The 22611-nt window shown below is 34.4% G+C and carries 19 protein-coding genes and 1 tRNA gene; 12 read left to right on the forward strand and 8 right to left on the reverse strand.

What is annotated here, in order from left to right; all coding sequences use genetic code 11:
• Positions 1–73: 73 nt before the first annotated feature.
• The 3 genes from serA to HYD3684_RS03915 are packed head-to-tail and all read left to right on the forward strand — an operon-like array spanning position 74 to position 3784.
• Positions 74–1657: a phosphoglycerate dehydrogenase gene (gene serA / locus HYD3684_RS03905; RefSeq protein WP_015419388.1), complete on the forward strand. Its 1584-nt coding sequence runs from the start codon at positions 74–76 to the stop codon at positions 1655–1657.
• Positions 1654–2868: an aspartate kinase gene (locus HYD3684_RS03910; RefSeq protein WP_015419389.1), complete on the forward strand. Its 1215-nt coding sequence runs from the start codon at positions 1654–1656 to the stop codon at positions 2866–2868. The genes serA and HYD3684_RS03910 overlap by 4 nt, the downstream gene beginning before the upstream one ends.
• Positions 2858–3784, forward strand: a complete 927-nt coding sequence (locus tag HYD3684_RS03915) for a PfkB family carbohydrate kinase (RefSeq protein WP_015419390.1) — start codon at positions 2858–2860, stop codon at positions 3782–3784. The genes HYD3684_RS03910 and HYD3684_RS03915 overlap by 11 nt, the downstream gene beginning before the upstream one ends.
• Here the strand turns inward: HYD3684_RS03915 and HYD3684_RS03920 are convergent.
• On the reverse strand, positions 3781–4086 hold the full coding sequence (locus tag HYD3684_RS03920; RefSeq protein ID WP_015419391.1) for a hypothetical protein: 306 nt from the start codon (positions 4084–4086) through the stop codon (positions 3781–3783). The two genes, HYD3684_RS03915 and HYD3684_RS03920, sit on opposite strands and share 4 nt — an antisense overlap.
• A 103-nt stretch (positions 4087–4189) precedes the next feature.
• Between HYD3684_RS03920 and HYD3684_RS03925 the strand changes: the two genes are divergently transcribed.
• The 3 genes from HYD3684_RS03925 to HYD3684_RS03935 are packed head-to-tail and all read left to right on the forward strand — an operon-like array spanning position 4190 to position 9649.
• On the forward strand, positions 4190–5461 hold the full coding sequence (locus HYD3684_RS03925) for a TolC family protein (RefSeq protein ID WP_015419392.1): 1272 nt from the start codon (positions 4190–4192) through the stop codon (positions 5459–5461).
• The gene (locus HYD3684_RS03930) at positions 5458–6561 is read left to right on the forward strand and encodes an efflux RND transporter periplasmic adaptor subunit (protein ID WP_015419393.1); all 1104 of its coding nucleotides are present in this window, start codon (positions 5458–5460) and stop codon (positions 6559–6561) included. Before HYD3684_RS03925 ends, HYD3684_RS03930 begins: the two co-directional genes overlap by 4 nt.
• A 4-nt stretch (positions 6562–6565) precedes the next feature.
• Positions 6566–9649, forward strand: coding sequence for a CusA/CzcA family heavy metal efflux RND transporter (locus HYD3684_RS03935; protein ID WP_015419394.1), 3084 nt, complete (start codon positions 6566–6568; stop codon positions 9647–9649).
• Positions 9650–9710: 61 nt separating this feature from the next.
• Here the strand turns inward: HYD3684_RS03935 and HYD3684_RS03940 are convergent, their stop codons facing one another.
• Together HYD3684_RS03940 and HYD3684_RS03945 are read right to left on the reverse strand one after the other, a co-directional pair.
• The gene (locus tag HYD3684_RS03940) at positions 9711–11132 is read right to left on the reverse strand and encodes a carbohydrate porin (RefSeq protein WP_015419395.1); all 1422 of its coding nucleotides are present in this window, start codon (positions 11130–11132) and stop codon (positions 9711–9713) included.
• Positions 11133–11351: 219 nt separating this feature from the next.
• Positions 11352–12845: a DHA2 family efflux MFS transporter permease subunit gene (locus HYD3684_RS03945; protein WP_015419396.1), complete on the reverse strand. Its 1494-nt coding sequence runs from the start codon at positions 12843–12845 to the stop codon at positions 11352–11354.
• A 64-nt stretch (positions 12846–12909) separates the two neighbouring features.
• On the opposite strand from HYD3684_RS03945, the gene HYD3684_RS03950 reads away from it, so the two are divergent.
• The 4 genes from HYD3684_RS03950 (at position 12910) to HYD3684_RS03965 (ending at position 15364) form a co-directional block, all read left to right on the forward strand.
• Entirely contained in the window at positions 12910–13176 is a 267-nt protein-coding gene (locus HYD3684_RS03950) for a 4a-hydroxytetrahydrobiopterin dehydratase (protein ID WP_015419397.1), read from the forward strand.
• 4 nt (positions 13177–13180) lie between these two features.
• A complete protein-coding gene (locus HYD3684_RS03955) occupies positions 13181–14452 on the forward strand; it encodes a glycosyltransferase family 39 protein (protein ID WP_015419398.1) in 1272 nt (423 codons plus the stop codon).
• A gap of 61 nt (positions 14453–14513) precedes the next feature.
• Positions 14514–15275, forward strand: coding sequence for a complement resistance protein TraT (locus HYD3684_RS03960; RefSeq protein ID WP_015419399.1), 762 nt, complete (start codon positions 14514–14516; stop codon positions 15273–15275).
• Between the two features lie 17 nt (positions 15276–15292).
• A tRNA-Gly gene (locus tag HYD3684_RS03965) sits at positions 15293–15364 on the forward strand.
• A 1-nt stretch (position 15365) separates the two neighbouring features.
• On the opposite strand, the gene hisA is transcribed toward HYD3684_RS03965, so the two are convergent.
• Together hisA and hemL are read right to left on the reverse strand one after the other, a co-directional pair.
• Positions 15366–16070, reverse strand: a complete 705-nt coding sequence (gene hisA / locus HYD3684_RS03970) for a 1-(5-phosphoribosyl)-5-[(5-phosphoribosylamino)methylideneamino]imidazole-4-carboxamide isomerase (RefSeq protein ID WP_015419400.1) — start codon at positions 16068–16070, stop codon at positions 15366–15368.
• Entirely contained in the window at positions 16067–17344 is a 1278-nt protein-coding gene (gene hemL, locus HYD3684_RS03975) for a glutamate-1-semialdehyde 2,1-aminomutase (protein ID WP_015419401.1), read from the reverse strand. The genes hisA and hemL overlap by 4 nt, the downstream gene beginning before the upstream one ends.
• A gap of 149 nt (positions 17345–17493) precedes the next feature.
• Here hemL and HYD3684_RS03980 point away from each other — a divergent pair, with 149 nt between their 5' ends.
• Complete coding sequence (locus HYD3684_RS03980) at positions 17494–19260, forward strand: alpha-amylase/4-alpha-glucanotransferase domain-containing protein (RefSeq protein WP_015419402.1); 1767 nt, start codon at positions 17494–17496, stop codon at positions 19258–19260.
• Positions 19254–20042 carry a hypothetical protein gene (locus tag HYD3684_RS03985; RefSeq protein ID WP_015419403.1) on the forward strand — a complete coding sequence of 263 codons (789 nt, stop codon included), beginning with the start codon at positions 19254–19256 and terminating at the stop codon, positions 20040–20042. The genes HYD3684_RS03980 and HYD3684_RS03985 overlap by 7 nt, the downstream gene beginning before the upstream one ends.
• Here HYD3684_RS03985 and HYD3684_RS03990 read toward each other — a convergent pair.
• Genes HYD3684_RS03990 through yajC form a run of 3 tightly spaced genes read right to left on the reverse strand, consistent with a single transcriptional unit; the run spans position 20031 to position 22610 of the window.
• The gene (locus tag HYD3684_RS03990) at positions 20031–20999 is read right to left on the reverse strand and encodes a HAMP domain-containing sensor histidine kinase (protein ID WP_015419404.1); all 969 of its coding nucleotides are present in this window, start codon (positions 20997–20999) and stop codon (positions 20031–20033) included. The two genes, HYD3684_RS03985 and HYD3684_RS03990, sit on opposite strands and share 12 nt — an antisense overlap.
• Positions 20996–22309, reverse strand: a complete 1314-nt coding sequence (gene hslU / locus HYD3684_RS03995) for an ATP-dependent protease ATPase subunit HslU (protein WP_015419405.1) — start codon at positions 22307–22309, stop codon at positions 20996–20998. Before hslU ends, HYD3684_RS03990 begins: the two co-directional genes overlap by 4 nt.
• A complete protein-coding gene (gene yajC, locus HYD3684_RS04000) occupies positions 22299–22610 on the reverse strand; it encodes a preprotein translocase subunit YajC (protein ID WP_015419406.1) in 312 nt (103 codons plus the stop codon). The genes hslU and yajC overlap by 11 nt, the downstream gene beginning before the upstream one ends.
• Position 22611: the final 1 nt, after the last annotated feature.

Raw genomic sequence — 22611 nt, forward strand, 5'->3', positions numbered from 1 at the left:
TTTTGGCTTTTAGCAAAGGCTTTATCTCATATATGGTATAATATATATTCTAACTAACGTTGCGGAGGTTTTTATGAAAGTTTTAATCACCGACCCGATATCCCCAAAAGGCGTAGAGATTCTTAAAAAAGAATTTGAAGTGGATTATTATCCAGAAATCAAGTTTGAAGAGCTATTAGAAATAGTGGGAAATTACGATGCAATAGTAACAAGAAGTAGAACTCCAATTACTACCGAGCTTTTAGAAAGGGCAAAGAATCTAAAAGTAATAGGAAGGGCAGGTGTAGGTGTAGACAACGTAGATATAGAAACAGCCTCTAAAAAAGGCATTTTGGTATGTAATACGCCTGGAGCAAACACCATAGGCGCCACAGAGCTCACCATAGGACACATGATAAATGTTATAAGAACAATACACAAAACCCATAACACGATAATGGACTATAGATGGGAAAGACATAGTTTTATGGGTATTGAGCTTTTCGGAAAAACATTAGGCATAATAGGTCTAGGAAATATAGGCTCTCAAGTGGCCATAAGGGCAAAGGCCTTTGGAATGAAGGTAGTTGCCTATGATCCTTATATACCAAGAGAAAAAGGTGATAGATTGGGGGTAAAACTATACGATGATTTGGATGAAATGTTGGCAATATCTGATGTTGTCACCATCCATACACCACTAACCCATGAAACAAAAGGAATGATCAACAAAGAACGCATAGCTAAAATGAAAGATGGTGCTATTGTTATAAACTGTGCAAGAGGTGGTATCATAGTAGAGTGGGATCTTATAGAAGCTCTTAAAAGCGGAAAACTATACGGAGCTGGTATAGATGTTTTTAGCAAAGAACCACCACCAAAAGAGCTCGTTGATGCTTTTAGAGAATGTAAAAATGTATCTTTGAGCGCTCACATAGGGGCAAATACCTATGAATCTCAAGAAAATGTTGGTATCATAATAGCTCAGCAAGTAACCAAAGCCCTTAAGGGTCAGCCTGTAGATTACGTAGTAAACGCACCTTTCCCAGATATATCTGTTATAACTCTTATAAAACCTCACTTAGATTTGGCTGAAAATATGGGAAGTTTTATAGCTCAGCTTAGCACAGACGGTATAAAAAAGATAAAAGTAGAAGTTATAGGGGATTTGGCTCAAAACTCAAAACCTGTAGTAGCCGCTGTGTTAAAAGGTGTTTTAAAAAGTATAACGGATTATCCAGTAAATATAATAAATGCTACATATCTTGCAAAAGATTACGGCATAGAAGTAGAGGAAATAGCAAACGAGGAGTCCAAAGATTTTAAACATTATATAAAAATAACCGCTTACGGAGACGTACAAGAAAAAGTTGTAGGTGGTAGTCTAATAGAAAATCAAATACCTCGCATCTTGCAAATAGATAGATTCTATGTGGATGTAGAGCCAGAAGGTGTTATGCTTGTATTTGAAAACAAAGACGCACCTGGTGTAATAGGTACCATAGGGTCTATCTTAGGTCAAGCCAATGTCAATATAGCTGGCTTTAGATTAGGTAGAGATAAAAAAGGCGGATTGGCATTGGGAGTGCTAAACCTAGATTCTAAAGTAAGCGACGAAGTGTTAGAAAAACTAAAGAGAATACCACAAATTATCTCTATGAAGCAGGTAATTTTATGATACTGGTACAAAAGTTCGGTGGTACATCTGTTGGATCTATAGAGCGCATAGAAAATGCCGCCAACAAGGTTATAAACGCTATAAAAAGAGGCTATAAGCCTGTAGTAGTGTCTTCAGCGATGTCTGGCGAGACAGAAAGACTTATAAAGCTAGCAAAAGCTATAGAAGAGCATCCAAACTATAGAGAATTAGATCAGCTTATATCCACCGGTGAACAGCAAGCTATAGCCCTTTTTGCTCTTATGCTTATAAAAAAAGGATATGACGCTGTTAGTCTGTGCGGTTGGCAAATACCTATAGAAACAGATGATATACATTTTAAAGCCAACATTAAAAATATAAACACAAAAAAGATTTTTGAGCTTTTAGAAAAAAATATAATACCGGTAGTGGCTGGTTTTCAAGGTATAGACGAGCATGGAGATATAACCACGTTAGGAAGAGGCGGTTCTGACACTACCGCAGTGGCTTTAGCTTCATATCTAAAAGCAGATTGCGAGATATATACAGACGTCAACGGCGTTTATACCACAGATCCACGCATAGTAAAGCATGCTAAGAAGATAGATTACATATCTTACGAAGAGATGCTTGAGATGGCATCGTTGGGTGCTAAGGTAATGCAGATAAAAAGTGTTGAGTTTGCTGCAAAATTTGGCTCTCGCATACATGTTAGATCTTCTTTTGAAGAGACAGAAGGCACCTGGATAGTACCGGAGGAAGAAATTATGGAGAAAAAAGCTGTAAGAGCTATAACTGCCGATGTCAACGAATCAAGGATTACAATAACTCACATACCAGATAAACCTGGTATAGCTGCTGAGATTTTTAAGAGCTTAGGAGAATCTCACATAGTAGTAGATATGATTGTCCAAAACGTATCCGTGGATGGATTTACAGATATGTCTTTTACTGTAAACAAAAACGATGCTCATAAAGCAGAAGAGATTACCAAAAAAGTGGCTAAACAGCTAAACGCAAGAGATGTGTTAAGAGATGATGATGTAGCTAAGATATCTGTAGTAGGCATAGGTATGAAAAGTGCTTACGGTATAGCTGGACGTATGTTTGAAGTGCTTGCCGCAAACAACATAAATATAAAAGCCATATCCACTTCCGAGATAAAGATATCTTGTCTTATAGATGAAAAGTATACAGAATTAGCTGTTAGAGCCCTACATGAGGAGTTCATAGAAAAAGATGAGTCTTGATAAAAAAAGAGCTTCTGAAATTTTAGATGCTTTTAAAAGCTTAAAAATTGCCGTAGTGGGTGATGTGATGCTTGATCATTATCTTTTTGGCAACGTTGAAAGAATATCCCCAGAAGCGCCGGTGCCAGTGGTAGAAGTTCTTTCAGAAGAATACAGATTAGGTGGGGCTGCAAACGTGGCCTCCAACTTATCACACTTGGGAGTAAACACATACCTATGCGGTGTGGTGGGCAACGACAACGCAAATATAATAATGTCAAAAAAATTAAAAGAACTAAACATAGAAAACCTAAACATAGTCTTAGATAAACCTACCACCCAAAAAACCCGAATAATAGCTTCTCATCAACAGCTTATAAGGATAGATTGGGAAGACAAATCTCCTTTTTTAGATTTTAAGCAAATTTTAGATAAGCTTCCAAAAGATATAGACGGTATAATAGTATCTGATTATGCTAAAGGACTTATCACAAAAGACCTTGTAGAGGCTTTAACAAAAACCTATCCTTTTGTAGCAGCAGATCCAAAACCCTCCCACAAACACTTTTACCACAATGTAACCTTACTAACTCCAAACGAAAAAGAAGCCAAAACGATGTTAAATGAAGAGGATATAATAACTCTTGGTAAAAGCCTAAAAACTGAGCTAAACCTAACATATTTAGCTATAACCCTTGGACCAAAAGGTGTAGCTTTTTTTGAAGATGATGCTATTCATACTTACAGCGCAAAAGCCAAAGAAGTTTATGATGTTACTGGTGCAGGTGATACTTTTATAGCGGTTTTAACAGCGTCACTTCTGGCTGGTGCTAAAACCAACGAAGCTTGCGAGATAGCAAACACAGCAGCTGGTATAGTAGTATCAAAAATAGGAGCTGCTTCTACCACAAAAGAAGAAATATTGGAAAATCTTTAGAACAAACCCCCAAACCCCCAATAGTTTGATATTTCTTCCAAAAACTCCAAAAGCTCAGATATATTTTTACACATACCTTTATAGCAGCAAGCTTTATCACCATCTTTAAAATTTATATCTATGCTACCATCTTTTCTTACTATCAGTTCCGCATCAACACCTTTAGACTCATATATACCAAGAAATCCATAATCCATAGGAAACCATATAAATATGTCTAATCTAAGTATATTTTCCAAATCTTTATAAAAGTAGGTAATAGCATTTGTTTTAAATTCATACAAAACACTTTCACAAGCCATAAGATAAAAGTAATAAAAGAAACTTAAAAATATCTAATTTATATCAATTATAAAAATATATAGATTTCATAAAAATTTAACTATCTTATGGCAAAATATATGCATGAGATTAGATAAAGTAAAAGGCGTTGTTTTTGGTTTCTTGGTATATGGGCTTTTAATGTCAAAAACTTCATTCTCAGAAGAAAAGCCATTAGAGCTAACACCAGCTCAAGCAGTTTCTATTTTTATACACAACAACTACAACGTTTTGATAGATAAATACAACATAGATAAAGCTTACGCAAACTACCTTGAATCAAAAGCCCATACAAATCCAAGCATATACATGTCAAGCGTACAGCACGAAATAAGAAATGGAGAATTAAGAAGTAGAGATTCCACATCAAACATAGGTATAGCTAAGCTTTTCAGAATGGGTGGCAAAAGAAGCCTAAATATGAAGTTAAACTATGCTCTTTATAAATCTTCTATTTTTACCCACGATGACAATGTAAGAAACCTTCTCATTGGATTTATGAGTCTATATTATCAAGTGATCATAGACAAAATAGCTTTAAGACAAGCTAAAGATGACCTTGATAATTATGAAAAAGTTTTAAAGATTGCAAAATATCAAAGAGATTACGGTTTTATATCAAGTCTTGATTATTTTAAATTATCTGTTTACAAAGTAAACCTGCAAAGCGCTGTATATCAAGCCCAGTCTCAATATAAAAATGATTTAAAACAGTTAAAAACCCTAATGAGAATAAAAAAACCTATACGATTAAAAGCTGGTTATCCAGTGGCATTTTTACTAAATCAAAAGCCTAACTTGAAAAAATATGAAGAGCTCGCTTTAAATAGATTTGACATAAAAGCTGCAAGATATCAACTTCAATCAGATCTTTACAATTTAAAATTTCAAAAAGCCCAAAATATACCAGATTTAACCTTTAACTTTGAAATAGATACGGTGGGAATAGACTCGGAAGGTAGAAGATATCCTTTTATGATAGGCGCTGGGCTTACTTTTCCACTTCCTATATTTGATAGAAACGTAGGTGGTATACTAAACGCAGCTTACAGTATAAAACAAGATAAACTGATGCTAAAAAACTTAGAAGATACAGCTAAAACGCAAACTTATCAGACTTATCAAAACTTTTTGAGCGCACAAAAAACCTTTAGAGCTTACGTGGAGAAAAAGAAAGAAATTGAAAAAATATTAGATATATCTCAAAAATCTTTTGCTTTAAGAGGTATATCCGTACTAGATTTGTTAGATGCGGAAAGAACTTATAAGGATTTTATGGCAAGTTACAGAAGCGCTTTGTATCAACTTATGTTAAGTAGAACGCTCTTAGATCTTTATAGTAGGGGTAGCTTATGAAGATTAAAGTTTTTAAAGGTGCTTTGTTATCTGGTTTGGTTTGTTTGGCTTTTACTAGTTGCAACAATTCAAATACTCCAAGTAACACTACAAATCAAAATGAAGCGAAATCCTCAGAGATTAGCAATATAAAAATAGTAAAAGTAAAAGTTTCTACCTTTACAAAAACCATAAAACTCCCAGGCACTGTAAAATCTTCTCCAAATGGGGTCGTAAACGTTACTTCATCCGTAAACGGTGTCATAGAAAGGGTGCTTGTAAATATAGGCCAAAATGTCCATATAGGACAGCCTCTTTTCTTGGTAAAATCTGCTGATGTGGCTAACCTATATTCAAATTATCTTCAAGCAAAAGCCCAATACGAGCTTGCTAAAAAAACTTACGAGCTTACTAAAAAGCTTTACGAAATTGGTTCTATGTCAAAGTTTGATCTTGATAACGCTATAGCAAATCTAAAATCTTCCAAAGCCCTCATGGATGGATACTATGCCCAAATGCGTATAATAGGTTTAAAAGGTGGTGGTTCTTACGTAATGACAAAATATATTACAAGTCCAGCCGATGGGGTTGTAGCAAAATTAAACATACACCCCGGTGAAAAAATCATCGTAGATCCATACACGCCACTTGCTACAATAGTAGATACATCCCATGTGATGGTAGAAGCAGATGCTTTTAGTAAAGACATAAGGTTTATAAAACCTGGACAAGAAGTGGATATCACAACATCTTCTTATCCAGGAATAGACTTCAAAGGTAAGGTATTTTACGTAGGGGATATAGTAGATCCAAACACAAGGACTTACAAGGTTTATATAAGGGTTAAAAACATACATAACCTTTTAAAACCAAACATGTTTGTAAATGTAAAGATCATGCCAAATTCTGTAAATGCAATAGCAATACCTCAAAGCGCTTTAATATTTGACAACAACAAATTTTATGTTTTAAAGTATGAAAATGGAAAGTATAAAAAAACAGAAGTAAAAGTATATCAAGTAAAAGATGGCACAGCGTATATAAAAAGTGGTCTTAACGAAGGTGATAGTATAGTGGCCTCCGGAAGTCTTTTGATAAAGGGTTCTATAGGAGGAGAGTAAACCTATGAGGTCGTTTATAAATTTTGTTTTACAAAATAAAATAGTGTTTATATTTTTGACTATTTTGCTTTTTATATTTTCTATATTTGGCCTTAAAAAGCTTGATATAGAACCATTTCCTGATTACTCTCCGGTAGTAGTAGAAATTACCGCTATATACGCTGGACACTCCGCAAAAGAAGTAGAAAAACAAGTGACTATACCTCTTGAAAGTGCTCTTTCGGCAATACCTTACGCCACTAAGATAAATACACTTTCTTTGTACGGACTTTCTGATGTGAAGGTTACATTTAGCTACGATATAAGCTATGATGCCGCTAAACAGCACATTATAAATAGACTTACCCAAGTTAATCTTCCACCAGGTGTGCAACCAGTTATCCAATCAAACCCAGTGGGAGAGGTAATGAGATTTCAAGTAAGGGGTCTAAAACACCAATCTCTTATGTACTTAAGAACCTTAGCAGATTGGCCTATATGTAGGCAAATTAAAACTGTACCAGGTATAGAAGATTGCAACCCTATTGGTGGTTTTGAAAAGCAATATCAGGTAATAGTAGACCCTCAAAAGCTTGTAAAGTATAACCTTACATTATCTCAAGTACAAAACGCCATAGCAAACGCCAATATAAACGTAGGTGGCAATTACACAGAAATAGGAGAGCAAACATACACAATCCGTGGTATTGGGCTTATAAAAAATTTAAATGATATAAAAAATATAGTTTTAACAAACTACAACGGTACTCCTATCACCGTGGCAGATATCGGTAAAGTAAGAATAGGACATGCACCAGTACAAGGTTACATGGGGCTTAGCATAAGAGAACCAAACGGAAAATGGTATTCAAGAAATCAAGTGGTAGTAGTAACGGCTGTTATGAGAAAAGACGCCCAGTCTGTACCTACTTTGAAAGCTTTAGACAAAAAAATTAAAGAATTAAACGAACAATACAAATCTCAAGGGGTAGAACTTGTACCATATTACACAAGACAAACCCTTCTAAACGCTGTTATAAATAAGATTAAGGAAAATGCCACAATAGGTATTATCTTGATACTTGCCATGGTGATTTTCTTCTTGGGAGATGTGCCAGTAGCTCTTATTGTTGCATCTGTAGTTCCAATTGCACTCATATCCACACTGGCTCTTATGGCTATAAGAGGTGAAGAAGCAAACCTCATATCTTTAGGAGCCGTAGATTTTGGTATTATTATAGATAGTGCTATACTTTTAGCAGAAAATATCTTTAGAATATCAGAAGAAAAAGATAATCATAGTGCAGATTACGTTATAGCTTACGCTACAATGGATATAGGAAAACCAGTGTTATTTTCTATACTTATCATAATAGCTTCTTTTATACCACTTTTTATGATGAGCGGAGCCCAAGGGGTGTTGTTTAGCCCTATGGCAAGAACCTATGTATATGCTTTAGCTATAGCTATAATCCTTACTTTTACTTATGTACCATCTGCTATAGGTCTTGTCAAAAAACAGATAAACAAAAAAGAACCAAAACTTCCCTTGTTGCTAACAAATTTTTATATTAAAATCCTAAAACAAATATTAAAAATAGCAAAACCTTTTGCGATAGTTAGTTTCATCGTAATAGCTATTATGCTGATAAGTTTCAAGTTTTTAGGAACAGAGTTTATACCAACCTTAGATGAAGGTAATATATACCTAAGAATTACGTTTCCATACAGCATAGCTCTTTCTACATCCCATAAATATGCCAATGAAGTAAGACAGTATATGATGACATTTCCAGAAGTAGTTTCAGTAGATAGTAGAGCCGGAAGACCTGAAGACGGTACCGATGACGTTGGTCCTTATGATACAGAGTATTCTATCCAGCTTTTACCATATTCCAAATGGCCTTCTGGAATGACTAAGGAGAAACTCGAAAATATAATGAGAAAGCATCTTGAAAAAATGTTTCCTGGTGCTGATGTAAACTTTTCTCAATATATCCAAGACAACTTTGACGAGGTGCTTTCTGGGGTGAAGGGTGAAAACTCTTTAAAAATATATGGACCAAATTTAAAAGAACTAGAGAAATTAGGAAAAGAGATAACACCAATACTAGAACATGTAAAAGGTATGACAGATGTGGGAATGTATAAAGAATTAGGACAACCTGAAATAGATGTAAGAGTAGATAGAGAAAAAGCTGCAAGATATGGTTTAAATACTGGAGATGTTTTAAATATAATACAAGCTGCAATAGGTAGTTCTCCAGTGACAGAAGTACTAAAAGGAGACGAGCAATTTGATTTGGTTATAAGATTTCCCAAAGATTATAGAAAAACTGCCAAAGACATAGCTTCTATACCAATATTAACCCCAAATGGACAGCTTATTAAACTTGGCGATGTAGCAAATGTAGAGTATCATATAGGAGCTTTCTTTATATATAGAGAAAATTATCAAAGATTTTTACCTATAAAATTTAGCATAACCACATCAAATGTAGGGGGTGTTATCAAAAGAGCCAAAGAGGCTATAGCAAAATCTGTAAAGCTACCACCAGGCTATCATCTTGAATGGAGTGGCGAATACAGACAGATGATACAAGCTCAGCACCAAATGGCTATCATAATACCAGTGGCAGTTTTCATAGCTTTGGCTATTTTGTATCTTTATTTCAAATCTTTAAGATATACTTTTGTAGCTTTTTCAAGTGCTATAGTGGCTATAGGCACTGCAATAGTAACGCTTCTTGTCCTTAAAATGGCTTTTAGCGTTTCCTCTGCCATAGGATTTATATCCATAATGGGTGTTTCTATAATGAATGGTTCCGTCATAGTGACCCAGTTTATTAAGCTTTACGAAAGCGGGTTATCAGTTTACGATGCTCTCATAGAAACTATGAAAGATAAGTTTAGGCCCGTATTGATGACAGGTTTGGTGGCAGCTTTAGGACTATTGCCTGCAGCTGTAAGAACAGGTATAGGCACACAAGTGCAAAAACCTTTGGCTGTAGTGGTAGTAAGTGGTATGAGCATAGGTACTATTGCTACCTTACTTTTAATACCAGTGCTTCTTTATATAATACCGCCAAAAGATTATGCTAAGTTTTAATCCCTAAACCTACGCTAATACTTTTTAATGGCTTATACGCCATAATCCTAAATCCAAGTATTTAAAACTGTGCATTTACTCTAAGCCCATAAACCCACAAAGGACCTCTATTCTTATCATACCCTGGATGTCTTATGTATTGAGCATCTGGAGATATAGATATATACTTGTTTAGTTGATACTTGTAGTAAGCTTCCATTATTTCTTCATAGCCATAGTTAAATTGTCCGTTTTGACCTGAGCCTACAAAGAATGAAGATGATGGTTCGTTGATGGTACCTGATTCCAAATATCTTTTGTGGGTGTTTGAAAGGGCGTTTATGGCAAGGCCTATACCAAGTTGATCTTTGGGCCTTTTCCAATGAACGCCGTTTATAGAAATACCGCCTGCTATGTCTCTATCTGCATCGGTGTAGGCAAAATCTTCTGTTTGTCCGTTGTTAAAACCAGCTCTTAAAAAGAGTCCTGTTTTACCATCATCTGCTATAGGTTGTTCTAAGTTTAGGAAAAATCCCCATTTGTATCTTTTGTGATCTTTTGACTCTGTGCATATAACAGGGTAATCATATCCTGCCAAAGCTCCATTTGGTCCAAATTTTGTGTAATAACAAGGGCTATTTGGAGAATAATAATAGCTAAAATTATCCATAGCCTCAGTATAGCTTCCCATCCTACCGTAGTTTAGCATGCCAAGAAGCCTTATCACAGTTCCTATGTCGTTTGGTCTTAGAGAAAGCTGTGTGTTTAGACTGTAAGCTCCAGACTGATCGTAGGTGTTGCCGTTTGCCATGGTAGGTTCTGCCCCTAAAGCTATTTTAAAAGAATAGTGTTTCTTAACAACACCAGATTCTACACCTACTGTGTATCCTCTTGTATCTGCTCCGTAATCCCAAGCTACGTTGTCGTTAAAATCATAGTTTAAAAACTGAGTTCTTGGAGAGTTAGCATATCGGTTGTTATCAAAATCATCTGCTAGGGAAAACTTTCCTATCTTGATATAAAAATATTCTTTTGGATAGTACCCTGGAAGCTGATCTGGAGCTCTTCCTTCATACTCCAAAGATTGAGATAGGGCTTTTGTGTATATAATATAAGCTCTTGCTATATATGGGTTTTTGCCAAGATCAGATGACCCTGCCCTTATGTAAAGGAAGTTTGGATAACCACCTATTCCTTGACCATAACCTACGCCGTTTCCTTTAAAAAGCTGTATATCAAGATAAGCTTGGATATCTTTTGTAAGCTGTGCTCCTGTGTATAAACCATAAGACTGGGTTACCTCTTCGGATCTTCCACCACCGTTGTTTTTATATGGATTACCAAAGGTCATAGGTCCTTCGTAAGGGGAGTTGAAGTTTGTAGAGTATTGACCCACAAATGTTGCTTTCATACCTAAGAATTGAGGAAACCAAGGGGGAAGGTTTTGGGCTGTTGCAATTTCACAAAAAATAGACCCTACCAATAACATTTTGAAAATTTTCATAATAAACCTCCTATAGAGCTCTAAAACAAAGTAATTTTTTTAACCCTAAACAAAATTAGTTTAACAGCGAATTTTTAATGTATTGTTAAAAAAGTAAAAAATTTAGATCTTACTGGGAGGTTTATAACAAGAGATCCTAAAGATTTCCTTTATGATTTCGAAAGCACACCATAGTCTATTTATGCTATCACAAATTTATCTATTTGACAATGATATATATTAGATATTTTTGCTTTTCCTACTTTCTATATAGAAAAATAAAATGATAGTGATAATTACAGAAAACGAAACAGCATAAAAGGAAAATCTAAATACCTCTGTAACGCCGTAGGCTTCTGATATTAGCATTTGAAATTTATATAAAATAGCTTTTGCCAATATTTTTGAATCAAATTTTTCTTCAAAAAGCCTAAAACCAACACTGTTAAAAGTCCTTGAATCATTTATGTAATCAAAGTTTTTTGCACTATAAGAGGTTATGATGTTGGTAGCTATAGAAGTACCAAGTGAAGCCCCTATGAGCCTCATATACCCGTAAATGGCTGTAGATAATCCCATAAGCTCTGGTTTTACAGAGTTAAAAGCTATTTTTAAAATAGGTGCAAAGAAAAGCCCCATACCAATACCAACAAGAAGCATATATAAAGTAATGTCATGTTTTGGAGTATAATAGTCTATGTTAGATAAGAAGAAAAACAACGTTATCATCAAAATTGCCTCTGAAGAAAATATCAGTATAGCTGGATTTATTTTATCCGCCAGCTTGCCACCTATGAGAGAGAAAACCCCTATTCCTATAGCGTAAGGGAATATATGAAGTCCCGTTTGAAAAGTGCTGAGGTCTCTAATTCTTTCAAAATATATGGGTATTGTATATACTGTTTGAAAAAATGTAAGCCCTTGCACTAAAACAAACACGCTTACTGCCAACGTAAATTCCAAATTTTTGAAAATTTCAATACCCACAAGCTTATTCTCAAATATTGTTTCTAAAAGCAAGAAAATCAAAAAAGATAATACAGAGATTGTTAGAAAATATATAGATTTTATGTTTGAAAACCATCCCCATTTTTCACCTTTTGACAAAAGCACAATTGATGATACACTAAAACAAGAAAGCGCTAAAAAACTCCATATATTAAACATAGTTTTTTGGCTTTTAACATGATAAGAAGGTAAAAACGATACACCCAAAGCTAAAAGCAAAATGGATATTGGAACATTTATATAAAAAATAGCGCGCCAGGATATATATTCTACCAAATAACCCCCTATTGTTGGTCCAAGCCCAGGTGCAAAAGACATACCAAGAGCGTATATACCCATAGCCCTCCCTCTTTCTTCTTTGGAAAAGCTCATTTGTATCATAGCTTGACCAGACGGTATAATAAGCCCTTCTCCTATACCTTGAGCGCTTCTAAAAAGTATCATTTCAAACAAAGAATGAGACTGACCCGCCAACACGCTACCAAGCGTATAAAATATAAGCCCTGATATGTATACTTTTTTAAAACCGTGCATTCCTGATATTGTATTGAAAGTCAACATAGTTATAGCTGTAGATATTAAATAGCTTATAGAAACCCACTCTATACCAAACAAATCTGTATGAAGAGGCGCTATCATCCTTGGCATTGCTACGTTGACGCTTGTGGTACCAAGCACCACCATAAACACACCTAAAGACACTATACCTACATAAAACCATTTCATGACTGACCAATCATACTATTATACCAAATACTCTATATCAAAGCAATGGTGTATAATATGTTTTATGGAAAAGCTTGAAAACGGATGGATAAAAAACGGCAAAAGCATAACAAAGACATACTTTTTAGAAAACTGGGATAATATTACAGAATTTCTCATATTCATTACAAATCTTATAAAAGAGCTTGACCATCACCCAGATATTCTTTTTCATACAGCCAGCAAAAGCATCACAATATTTTTAACTACGCATAGCTCAAGCGGTATTTCTGAAAAAGATTTTGAATTTGCAAAAAGACTCGATGATTGGATGATGGAACATACCCAATAAGCTAATGTCTAAAAAAGAATTATTTACTTATACGCTGCTTTCTTTTTATTTTTTCTTTCTTGGCAACAACATACTTTCAATCACCTCTCCAGATGAAGGAAGAAACCTATACGCCGCCGTTTATATGCTTCAGACTGGGCACTTTCTAACGCCTATGTTTAACTGTCATTTTAGATTTGAAAAACCACCTATGCTATACTGGGTTAGTGATTTGTTGTTTTTAATCTTTGGAGTTCATGCTTGGCTTGCAAGAGCTGTTTCTGGTATTAGCGCTTTTATAGTAGGTATTTTTACATATAAAATAGCAAAGGATATATATAAGCTTGAAAATCCTTTTTACGCATCTTTGGTGCTTTTTACCATCACCCATCTTTGGATAGAATCAAGGGCATACGTGCCAGAGATGCTTCTTACAGCTTTTGAAATAATAGCCATATACTATTTTCTAAAAGATAAAATAAGCTTAGGTTATCTTTTTATGGGTCTTGCCACACTCACAAAAGGACCAGTGGGTACCACTGTAGTACTTATGGTTATTATTACTCTAAAAAGAGATATTAAGTATTTTAAAAAGCTCTTAGATCTAAAAAGCATACTACTTTATATCTTGGTGGGCTGGAGTTGGTATTTTTATATGGTTTATAGATATGGATTTTACTATATATACAAATTTTTCATAAGAAACAATATAGATGTCTATACAGGGCAAAAAAATATACACCTTTACCCGTTTTATTATTATGTAGTTGTGCTTCTTATAGCCCTAATCCTATGGGTCCCTTGGTTTTATAGCTTTTTTAAAAAATATATAAAAGATAAATCAAAAACTGCCACAGATATGCTATTGTGGTCTTTGGTGGTACTCTTATTTTTTACTTTATCCAAAAACAAACTCCATCATTACATAATAAGTATATACGTCCCTATTTCAATATTTATATCTATTTATGCACCAAAAAAGCTAATAAAGTTTAACGTGTTTTTATCAAGCATCTTGCTTTTTATACTTTTTATACTTGCTTATCGCTATGAACAAGAACGCTTTGTCCCAAAAGCTGTATCTATACTAAAAGCCCAAAAACTACCAGTTTATTACGACAACGCTCATCTATCAGCAATGGTATACTATCTAAACACCTGCATAGACTCTTTACCAAAATACACACCAAAACACTACTTTGTAATATCAAAAAATCCTCCAGATAAAATGCCCTCTTTTAAGCTTTTAACAAAAGGCATAGAGTTTGACGGGAAGTATTATCTTTACGAGAGATAATTCTTGACAAAATATCAAAGCTTATTTATAATAGAAGCCAGAAAATTTTAGGAGGAGATGTATGTTTAAAAGAAAATTCAGCATAACAAAATTAGTAATTGGCTCGGTTTTTGCCTTGTATACTTGTGCTTCCTTTGGTTCTGGTCTATTTCAGACTAAAGCAGCAAGCAAAACTAGCGCAAGTGGGCTTTCTGCGGGTAATGTTAAGGTGTTTACCAGAATGAGTTCTAGTATTTTCTTACAGCCAGTACCACCAAGTGAAAAAGTTATCTATGTGCTTGTAAGAAATACTTCAACAGCTAGGCACATAAATTTTACTAAAGATTTAATAAGCGTTTTAAAAAAAGAAGGTTATACCATAACAGACGATCCACAAAAAGCTCATTTTATATTGATGGCAAACGTATTATATATAGGTAAAGAAACAAAAGATCACACCGTAGCTGGAGCCTTAGCTGGAGGTTTTGGAGGAGCCGTGGTGGGAAATGCTGTGAACTCCGGTGGTGAAGGCTCCTTAGTAGGTGGATTATTTGGTTCCTTAGTGGGTGGATTAGTAGGACATATGATTCAAAAAGATTCATATATGATGGTTGTAGATATACAATTGGAAGAGAGAGCTCCAGGAACATACACAACAACATCTACTCTAGCCAGCCAAGGTACAAATACAATTATATCAACACATAATGCTGCTATTAAAGGATGGCAAATATACAGAGACAGGTTAGTTTCTGGGGCTGAGGCTACTAACTTAGAATTTGCTTCTGCTGAACCAGTTCTAAAAAAACAAATGGCTCATTCTATAGGTAACTTATTACCATAAAAACAATTTTTTATAAAGCGGTAATAGCTCAATGGTAGAGCGGCTGCTTCCCAAGCAGCAGGTTGCGGGTTCGAATCCCGTTTACCGCTTTTATAAATTATAAATATCTATCTTGTTTTCGTATATAGCCTTTCCTACCACTACCCCGTTTACTACAGTTTTTAACTTTATTACATCTTCTAAAGAAGCTACACCACCAGAAGCTATTATAGGCTTTGTTGTACATTTTTTAAAATCCTTATAAGGGTTTATGTCTACTCCAGTTAGTGTGCCATCTATATTTATATTGGTATAAAGATAGGATTCTATAGGGTAATTATCGTATATTCTTGCCATATCGCAAGGACTTATACTACTTTCCTCTTCCCACCCTCCTATAGCTACTTTGCCGTTTTTAGCGTCTACGCTTAAGATTATCTTGTTTTTGTATAATTCTAAAAGCCTTATAAACTCTTCTTTATTTTTAACGGCCATCGTACCTACTATGATATAATCAGCACCTATATCAAAAAGTGCTTTGGCAGTTTCTAAGCTCCTAATACCTCCACCTATTTCCACCTTGGCATCGTTTTTTTGTGTTAGCATATCTTCTAAAAGTTTTAGGTTTTTAGGAATGCCAACTTTAGCCCCGTCTAAATCTACTATATGAATACGTGTAAATCCAAGCTCTACAAAAAGCTTAAACTGATCTATAGGATTTTGCCTATATACTTTTACATTTTCAAATTTTCCTTCTTTTAACCTTACTACAGCTCCGTCTTTTATGTCTATAGCTGGTATTATAAAATCTTTCATAGCAAATCTATGGCTTTTTTTAGTTTTTCCAACGTTGTATCTACAACGTCTTTTGTATGAGCGGTTGATAAAAACCATGCTTCAAACTGAGAGGGTGGTATCAAGACACCTTCTTGTAAAGCGTTTCTAAAAAACTTACCAAAAAGCGCTGTATCTGAGGTTTTTGCGCTTTTAAAATCTATAACATCTTTATCTGTAAAAAATATAGTAAACATAGAAGCAATTTCATTTATTCTATGAGGTATGCCTTTTTCTGAAAGCATTTTTGAAAGTGTATAAGTAAGATAAGCTCTTAATTCTGATAGTCTATCGTATATGGCAATATCTTTAATCAAGGTTTTTAAAATAGCAAGCCCAGAAGCTACAGATATAGGATTTCCAGAAAGAGTGCCGGCTTGATAGATTGGGCCTTCTGGAGCCACTTTTTCCATGATGTGGTTTTTAGCCCCATATGCACCTATTGGCATTCCACCACCTATTATTTTGCCATAGCATACGATATCTGGTTCTATACCAAAGTATTCAGCAGCTCCTCCTAAAGCCAATCTAAACCCTGTTATCACCTCGTCAAATATTAAAAGAGCATCGTTTTCTTTTGTGATATCTCTTAATTTTTTAAGCCAAGATTCTTTTGGAAGCACAACGCCCATATTACCAGCTACAGGCTCTACCAATACAGCCGCTATTTGATTTTTATACTTTATAAAAGCCTCTTCTAAAGCGTTTTCATCGTTGTAATCAAGCACAATTGTAAGGGCTGCAAACTCTTTTGGTATACCGGGAGTCCCAGGTATTCCAAGGGTAGCAACACCAGAACCAGCTCCCACCAAAACACTATCGCTAAACCCATGATAACATCCATCGAACTTTATTATATAAGGCTTGTTGGTGATACCCCTTGCAAGCCTAATAGTAGACATCACAGCTTCTGTACCACTGGACACAAACCTCACTTTATCTATAACTTTTGAGGCTTTTACTATAAGCTCTGATAGTTCTATCTCATACATGTTTGTGATACCAAAAGAGTTTCCCTTATCAAGGGCTTCCATTATCTTTGATACCACTATTTCGCTTCTATGTCCAAGTATGAGGGGTCCAAATGAAAGCATATAATCTACATACCTTTTTCCTTCTATGTCTTCTATAAAAGCTCCAAAACCCCTATTTACAACTATAGGCTCAGCCCCTACAGATTTAAAAGCCCTTACCGGAGACGATACGCCTCCAGGCATGTATTTCTTTGCCAATTCAAAAGCTTCTTTGTTAGTCATACAAATATTATATAGCAATCTAAGCAATCTCAATATTAAATTAATTTTATTCTCTATGTGTTATTGTTTTTTAAAGGCTTGTAATATATAATATATGTAATGATAGGGCTAAATATTTTATTTTGCCATATGTAAGAGGGGAGGTAATTATGCTTGTATTCGGAATTCATTGCCATCAGCCTATAGGAAACTTTGATTACGTATTTGAGGAAGCCTATGAAAAGGCTTATAAACCTTTTATAGATTTTTTTTACGAGCACGAAGATTTTAAGCTTTCAGCACATTTTAGTGGGATTCTTTTTGAATGGTTTTTAAAAAATAAAAAAGATTTTATGAACAAATTGGCAGATATGGTCCAAAGAAATCAACTGGAGATAATAGGCGGTGGTTATTACGAACCTATACTTGCATCCATATCAAAAGAAGATAGAATTCTTCAGATAGAAAAGCTAAACAAATTTTGCGAAAATACACTTGGCAAAAGCCCAAAAGGTATATGGTTAACAGAACGTATATGGGATACTTCGGTTTTACAAACCATAATAGAGCTTTCTATGGATTATATCATAATAGATGATTACCACATAGTTTCTGCTGGTTATCCTTTTGAAGAAGGCTTTTATTTTACAGAAGATGAAGGCAAAAAAGTAAACCTTGTACCCATAGACAAAAGGCTTAGATATAAAATTCCCTTCGATGAACCAAAAAATGTAGTAGATTTTATCAAAAGCCAAAAAACCTCCATCATAATAGACGATGGTGAAAAATTTGGCATATGGCCATACACATATAAAACAGTATACGAAGAAAGATGGTTAGAAAGGTTTTATGAGCTTTTAAAACAAGAAAACATAGAGACCAAAACTATATCTGAAGCCCTAAAGGACGCTCATAAAAAATTGGTTTATCCAGCATCTGTTTCTTATGAAGAAATGGGACATTGGGCGCTAAATTACAAAGATGCTATAGCTTACCAAGAGGCCAAAGAGCAGTGTAAAAGGTTTGAAACGTTTATAAAAGGTGGTATTTGGAAAAACTTTTTCACAAAATATCAAGAATCAAACTACATGCACAAAAGAATGCTTGAGGTTTCAAAAAAATCTTCTAAAAAAAGAAAATCCTCTAAAAAAGATTACATATTAAAAGCCCAGTGCAACGACGCTTATTGGCATGGAATATTTGGCGGCATATATTTTCCTCACTTAAGAAGAGAGATTTGGAACAACATAATAAAAGCTGATTTTGAAAACGGTTCTCATGAAATTGTTAAAGAGGACATAGATTTTGATGGGGAGCTTGAGGTAAAATTAAAAGATAAGGATTTTATAGTGGTGGTATCTGAAAAAGGCATTATCAAGGAGCTTTCCAAAAAAGAGGTAGGCAACCTAAACGTATGTCTATCAAGGTATAAAGAATTTTATCATTTTATAAGCGAAAATAAAGATCAAAACGAAGGTAAAACCATCCATGAATTAAAAAAAGATATATCAAAATACAAAGACCTGATAACTTACGATGATAAACCAAGATTTTTTAGCTATGACAGCATAGACTGGGACCTTGTAGATGTAAAAGAAAACGCTATAACATTTCAAAAAGAAAACAACAAAAAGATTATAAGGATTGAAGAAGGAAAATTTACATTAGAATATAACTTAAAAGACGAAATAAACGTAGATATAAACTTAGGCATTCATAGTATAAGCTTAGACCCCTACGATATTGATTCTAATCATATATCTTTTGAAGCTTTTGAAATAGGTAAAATTAACATAGATTTTTCTAAAAACCAAAAACTAAAAGTATACCCTATAAAGACGGTGTCTCAATCCGAAAAAGATTTCGATGTTATAACTCAAGGCATATGCATTAGCTTTTTAGCTGGAGGTGAATTATCCGTAGAGATGTCATGTTAGGAATTGTGGTGGCTTTTTCTCTTAGTGCCTGTGGTATAAAAGCCCCACCGAAACCACCAGCGCCACCTCAAGTTTTGGTAAAACGTATTGGAAACTACATTTACATAAAACCTGTTGGAAATGAGAAGTTAAAAGTCAAAGGCTTTTCTTACGAAAACGGTATTTTTTTCAAAAAAGACAAATCTTCAGCTTGCTTTGAAATAAAAGGTGCCGAATCATCCTCTTTGTACTGTGTACCACCAGCTATAGAGAAAAGACCTATCGTATTAAAAGCATACAGAAAGTTTAGAATACATCTTGAGTTAAGCGGTTTTAAACGCTTTAGACTTTATAAACATATTCCCGGCAAACCCTTTAACCCGTTTCAAGAAAGTGTTGTGGTAGGCAAAAAGGCCGTGCTACCACCAGATTTTTCCGCTTTTTGCTATGCTATTACAGGACTTGAAAATGGCATAGAATCGCTTCCAGAAGAAATATGCTTTAGGCAACAAAAACCCCCTACACCAAAAACACCACAAAATGTCAACTTCATGGTTTACAAAGACAAAATTTATATATATTGGGAGCCAAACGAAGACAGTGGCTATACTATCGGTTATCTTGTTTATAAAAACGGTAAGCTTTTAACCAAAAAACCAATTCATTCAAATGTATTTGTAGACAAGCTTCCAAAAGGTTTTACAGTATACGATATACAAGCTGTAGGAGAGTACAACACCAAAAGCAAACCAGCAGAGCTACAGATAACACTAAAAGCCCTAAAACAAGCCTTAGGACTCTAAAAATGTAAGATTAAAGGTAGTTCCGACGCTTGGAGTAGAAGATACGTTTATATTTATTTTTAAAAGCTTTGATGCATGTTTTACTATAGCAAGGCCAAGACCTGTACTTTTATAAGATCTATCTTTTGACACGCTGTAAAATCTTTCAAAGATAAAAGGCAAATGCTCTTTGGCTATTCCAATACCAGAATCTTCAATTGTAAGTGTTAGCTTATCTTGTTTTTTTACAATTATCTTTATATATCCATTTTCTTTGTTGTATTTGATAGCGTTATCTATAAGATTTTTTAGTATTATGTTTAAAAGCTTTTTATTGGTTCTGATTGAAACAGGTTCTATATCTGTGTATATCGTTATGGATTTGTTTTTTATATACGGTTGAAACATCTCTAGGTTTTCCTGTATTAAGCTTTTAATATCTACATAATCTTCAAGCTTTATATTGTCTTCCATGGATTCTACAAAAGAGAGTGTAAGCATGTCGTTTATCAACTCCTCCATGGATTCTGTTGCATTTTTGGCTTTTTTTAAAAACTTTAACATAGCTTCATCGCTTTCTTTTTCTATAGCTATATCTAATACACTCTTTATAATACTAAGGGGTGTTTTTAACTCGTGGGATGCATTCGCTATAAACTCTCGCTTTGCTTTTTGATATAACTCATAATTTGTTATATCCCTCATAAAAAATACATTGGTGTCTTTCAAAGATTTTTTGTACAAAACATACGTCTTTTCTTTATAGCTTATTTTAATAGTTTTGTTTTCTTCTAAAAGCCCCATACTGGATATCAAATTAAAAGGTCTTAAGACCTCATAATAAGATTTGTTGTTGTATTCTGGTAAGACAAATCCGCTTTTTATGGCCGAAGTATTTGCAAATATTACAAAGTTTTTCTTGTCTATTAAAAAAATAGGATCTTCTTGTAAATCAAGAATATCTTGTGTTAGATTCATAATATATATTTTGATATCTCAGGATCTTTGGCAATATCTTCTAACTTTGAAAGCACAAATTTATCGTCTATTATAATATGCTGACCTTCCATGTCAGGAGCGTTAAAAGATATGTCTTCTACAAGTTTTTCCATTATAGTGTACAACCTTCTAGCACCTATATTTTCATCTTTAGAATTTATATACTCCGCTATCCTTGCTATTTCTTTTATCGCTTCATCTGTAAAATCTATATCTACGTTCTCGGTTTTAAGAAGCTCTTTGTATTGCTTTGTAAGTGCATTTTGAGGTTCTCTAAGTATTCGCTCAAAATCTTCCATACTAAGGGCTTTTAGCTCTACCCTTATAGGAAACCTACCTTGTAACTCTGGTACCAAATCTGATGGTTTTGCCATATGAAAAGCCCCAGCCGCTATGAAAAGTATATGATCGGTTTTTACAGGACCATATTTGGTATTAACAGTGGTTCCTTCTACTATAGGAAGTAAATCTCTTTGCACACCTTCTCTTGATACACTATGTCCAACACCTTCATGCTTTACAGCTATTTTGTCTATCTCATCTATAAACACAATGCCAAAGTTTTCAGCCAAAAAAACAGCCTCAGACTCTAAATCTTCCTTGTCTATAAACTCCTCTGCCGCTTCTTGCTCCAATATGTTTAGAGCATCTTTTACCTTTAGCTTCTTCTTTCTTCTACCGCCAATACCACCGAGTAGATTTCTAATTTGTTTGTCCAAATCTTCTAAACCCTGAAGCCCCATTACCTCTATAGTTGGCATGCTTTGTTTTTCTTGAATGTCTATCTCTATCAACTCATCGTCGTATTTACCGGATTTTATACCGTATATAGCTTCAGAAATACTTACATTCTTCAAAGAAGATATCTTTTGAGCCACTTTTCTTATAGCTTCTTCCCTTGCAATGTCTTTAACTCCGTCGGTCCTTTCTTTTTTCACAAGCTGATAAGAGATATTCACAAGCTCCCTTATCATAGATTCTACGTCTCTTCCTACATAGCCTACTTCCGTATATTTTGTAGCTTCTACTTTTAAGAAAGGTGCCTTTATGAGATTTGCCAACCTCCTTGCTATCTCCGTTTTACCTACACCGGTGGGCCCTATCATCAAAATATTCTTAGGAGATACCTCATCTCTTATATGAGGTGGGAGTTTTTGCCTACGCCAGCGATTTCTTAAAGCTATTGCCACTTGTTTTTTAGCTTCTTGCTGGCCTATTATATACTGGTCTAAATAATTTACTATCTCTTTTGGCGTTAGGTTTTTAAGAAGCTCTTCCCTATTTTTCATCTTCTTTCTCTTTTGATTCTTCTTTTGAAGGTTGATATGCTATTATTGTTTCTTTTGTAAACTTTATCTTTGTGTTGGTATCCACCTTTAACGTTATGGTGTCATCAGTTATATCAGATATAACACCCCATATACCAGATGATGTGATAACTTTATCACCTTTTTTCAGATTTGATAAAAACTCTTGATGTTTTTTTCTTTGAGTCTGCTGTGGTTTAATAATAAGAAAGTAAAATATTACAAATATTATACCTATAAATACCAACTGCGCTAAAATCGGTCCCATTGGATTTCCATTCATA

Source organism: Hydrogenobaculum sp. 3684, from assembly GCF_000213785.1.
GTDB lineage: Bacteria > Aquificota > Aquificia > Aquificales > Aquificaceae > Hydrogenobaculum.